This window comes from Mesorhizobium sp. M4A.F.Ca.ET.050.02.1.1 (genome assembly GCF_003997725.1).
GTDB lineage: Bacteria > Pseudomonadota > Alphaproteobacteria > Rhizobiales > Rhizobiaceae > Mesorhizobium.
In genome coordinates this window covers 1-3275 of record NZ_RZSG01000675.1, presented here as the reverse complement: position 1 = coordinate 3275, position 3275 = coordinate 1, and the positions used below count along the sequence as shown (strand labels likewise).

The following is a 3275-nucleotide window of genomic DNA, read 5'->3' as shown; positions in this document are numbered from 1 at the left end:
GTCTTGCCGCCGGCCCTGAACGCGAACGAAGCCTTGATGCCCGGCCCCAGCTCCGGCCCGGCCTCGCCGAGGTCGTAGCTCAGCGTCGGCTTGCCGAAACAGGTCAGCATCAGATGCGCGCCACCCTTCGGCCCGCCGCAAACCGACGCCGTCAGCACGCTGCCGCCCTCGTCCTCCTCCATCTTCGCGCTCCAGCTGCAGGATGCGGCGGGGGCCGGCTGGGTGGCCGCCAGCGCTCCCAAGACGATGAATGCCGCCAATATTCTTCGCATTGATTTCCCCCCAAGGCCGTCGAGACCATCTGGCGACCATACAGGACAAATGACGCCGTGGCATGATCCCTCGAGCGCAGGCGCGGCGCTGGAGATTGGCGCAAGCGGTCGAGCGCGTAATCTCGCCCGCAAGGGGATAGATCGGCGGTTGCGCCGCTTTCGCCTCACCACCCGCATTGGACTTCACCAAAATGCAACCCATATCTTCTCCATGGAGCTTTGAGCGTGACCTTCGCGCGGGTGGCCCTTCTTGCCGCTGCTCTCATGGCCGCGGCCGTCGTTTCTCCCTTCTCTGCCGACGGGACCGGCAAGGTCGCGCTGAGCGTCGCCATTGACGGCGCCATCGGGCCGGCGAGCACAAGGCAGCTCGAGGAGGCGCTCGACACCGCCGCCAAACGCAATGCCGCGGTCCTCATCCTTCAGCTCGACACGCCTGGCGGCCTGGTCACCTCGATGCGCGAGATGATCGCCGACATCCTGGCCTCGCCGGTGCCCGTCATCGGCTATGTCGCCCCGGCCGGCGGCCATGCAGCCAGCGCCGGCACCTACATCCTCTACGCCACCCATGTCGCGGCGATGGCGCCGGGCACCAATCTGGGCGCGGCGACGCCGGTCGAGATGGGCGGGCTGCCGTCGCTTCCCGGCGGCGAGAAGGACAAAGACCAGAAGGACGCCACCGGGCGGGCGGCGGGCGACGCGATGATGGCCAAGGTCACCAATGACGCGGTGGCGCTTATCCGCTCGCTCGCCGAATTGCGCGGGCGCAATGGCGACTGGGGCGAAAAGGCGGTGCGCGAGGCGGCGAGCCTGTCGGCCAACGCCGCATTGCAGGAGCATGTCATCGACTTCGTCGCCCGCGACACGACCGAGCTTTTGCAATTGGCCGAGGGGCGCACCGTCGACGTGGCCGGGCAGAAAAAGGTACTGGCGACCAAGGGGCTGCCGGTCGAGACGCTGGAGCCCGGCTGGTTCATCCGGCTGCTTTCCGTCATCACCGACCCCAACACCGCCGTCATCCTGATGCTGGTCGGCGTCTACGGCATCATCTTCGAGTTCACCAGCCCGGGCGCCGTGGCGCCCGGCGTCATCGGCGCGATCTGCCTGTTGCTCGGCCTCTATGCGCTCAACCTCCTGCCGATCAACTATGCCGGCCTGGCGCTGATGCTGCTCGGCATTGCCTTCCTCGTCATCGAGGCCTTCAATCCCACCGTGGTGCTGGGCCTGGGCGGCGTCGCCGCCTTCCTGCTCGGCGCGGCCATGCTGCTCAAGGTCGAGGGTCCGGGCTTCGCCATGTCATGGGCGGTCATCGGCCCCGCCGCGGCGCTGACGCTGGGGCTGGCGCTTCTCACCGGAACCTATGTCTGGGCGGCGCGCAAAAACCCGCCGCGCGTCGGCGGCGAGGTCATGCGCGGCCTCCCCGTCAAGGTGCTCGACTGGCAGGGCGGCGAGGGCCACGTGCTGGCCCAGGGCGAGCGCTGGCGGGCGAGGGCCGACGAACCTGTCGCGCCTGGCGACAGCGTCGAGGTGACCGATGTCAGCGACCTCGTGCTGACGGTCAGGCGCCGCGATGGCAACAACAACGGAGCAATAAGATGATGGTCGGTTACGTCGCCTATCTGGTCGTTGCGGTGGCCTTGATCATGTTCCTTTCGGCGGCCATCCGCATCCTCAGGGAATATGAGCGCGGCGTGGTCTTCACGCTCGGCCGCTTCACCGCGGTCAAGGGTCCCGGCCTCATCATCCTTGTCCCCTTCATCCAGCAGATGGTGCGGGTGGACCTGCGCGTCGTGGTGCAGGACGTGCCGCCACAGGACGTGATCTCGCGCGACAACGTCTCGGTAAAGGTCAACGCAGTGCTCTATTTCCGCATCGTCGATGCCGAGCGGGCGATCATCCAGGTCGAGGACTTCATGGCCGCCACCAACCAGTTGGCGCAGACCACGCTGCGCTCGGTGCTCGGCAAGCACGAGCTGGACGAGATGCTGGCCGAGCGCGACAAGCTCAACAACGACATCCAGGAGATCCTCGACCAGCGCACCGACGCCTGGGGCATCAAGGTCTCCAATGTCGAGATCAAGCATGTCGATCTCAACGAGAGCATGATCCGCGCCATCGCCAAGCAGGCCGAGGCCGAACGCCTGCGCCGCGCCAAGGTGATCAACGCCGACGGCGAGCAGCAGGCTGCGGCGAAACTGGTCGAAGCCGGCCGCATGCTGGCGGCCGAGCCGCAGGCCATGCAGTTGCGCTATTTCGAAGCCCTGCACGACATCGCCGGCGAGCGCTCGTCGACGGTGGTCTTCCCGCTGCCAGTGGATCTGCTCGGGCAATTTTTGAAGGGGCAGGCGAAGTGAGGGGGCCGCGAGGCGGCCCCCTCTGGCCTCGCGGCCATCTCCCCCGCAGGCGATCATTGCCATTAGCAACAGGTGCACCACCTACTCACGGATGCATCAGGGAGACAACCCAATGACCGACGACGAAAGCGCGATCCGGCAGGTGGTCGAGACCTGGATGGCAGCGAGCCGCAAGGGCGATCTGGAGACCGTGCTCTCGCTGATGACCGACGACGTCATCTTCATGGTTCCCGCCAAGGAACCGTTCGGCAAGGCAGCCTTCGCTGCCGCCTTCAAAGGCATGGGCGAGAAGATCGATGGCTCGAGCGAGATCGTCGAACTCAAGCTGCTCGGCGACTGGGCCTATATCCGCAACCGCATCGACATGACGGCGACGCCGCCGGGCGGCGAGCCGGTGCGGCGCTCCGGCTACACGCTCACGCTGCTGCGCAAGGAAGGCGACGGACGCTGGCGGCTGGCGCGGGATGCGAACTTGCTGGCGAGTGCCTGATCTCGCTATGTGAAGCTGTGATTTGCTGAAACGCGGGCGGGACAGCACCCCCCTCTGGCCTGCCGGCCATCTCGCCCTCAAGGGGGGAGATTATTCGCTCCGCCGCCTTCGCCAATTTCGAACGCTGCGAGGGTGCGCGCCGGCGCTGAAACCGCAAATCTC

The 3275-nt window shown here is 66.6% G+C and carries 3 protein-coding genes and 1 pseudogene; 3 read left to right on the top strand and 1 reads right to left on the bottom strand.

Going from position 1 to position 3275, the window contains the following annotated elements; translation table 11 throughout:
- Nucleotides 1-272: pseudogene (locus EOA33_RS29145) on the bottom strand (hypothetical protein); the annotation flags it as partial.
- A 225-nt stretch (nt 273-497) separates the two neighbouring features.
- Between EOA33_RS29145 and EOA33_RS29140 the strand changes: the two are divergent.
- The 3 genes from EOA33_RS29140 (at nt 498) to EOA33_RS29130 (ending at nt 3113) form a co-directional block, all read left to right on the top strand.
- Nucleotides 498-1868: a nodulation protein NfeD gene (locus tag EOA33_RS29140; RefSeq protein WP_127407218.1), complete on the top strand. Its 1371-nt coding sequence runs from the start codon at nt 498-500 to the stop codon at nt 1866-1868.
- A complete protein-coding gene (locus tag EOA33_RS29135) occupies nt 1865-2623 on the top strand; it encodes a slipin family protein (protein ID WP_126055337.1) in 759 nt (252 codons plus the stop codon). Before EOA33_RS29140 ends, EOA33_RS29135 begins: the two co-directional genes overlap by 4 nt.
- Before the next feature lie 112 nt (nt 2624-2735).
- Complete coding sequence (locus EOA33_RS29130) at nt 2736-3113, top strand: SgcJ/EcaC family oxidoreductase (RefSeq protein WP_127310316.1); 378 nt, start codon at nt 2736-2738, stop codon at nt 3111-3113.
- Nucleotides 3114-3275: the final 162 nt, after the last annotated feature.

Coding starts and splice junctions, on each gene's coding strand:
- EOA33_RS29135 (WP_126055337.1), top strand. CDS start 1,865: ATGATGGTCGGTTACGTCGCCTATCTGGTCGTTGCGGTGGCCTTGATC.
- EOA33_RS29130 (WP_127310316.1), top strand. CDS start 2,736: ATGACCGACGACGAAAGCGCGATCCGGCAGGTGGTCGAGACCTGGATG.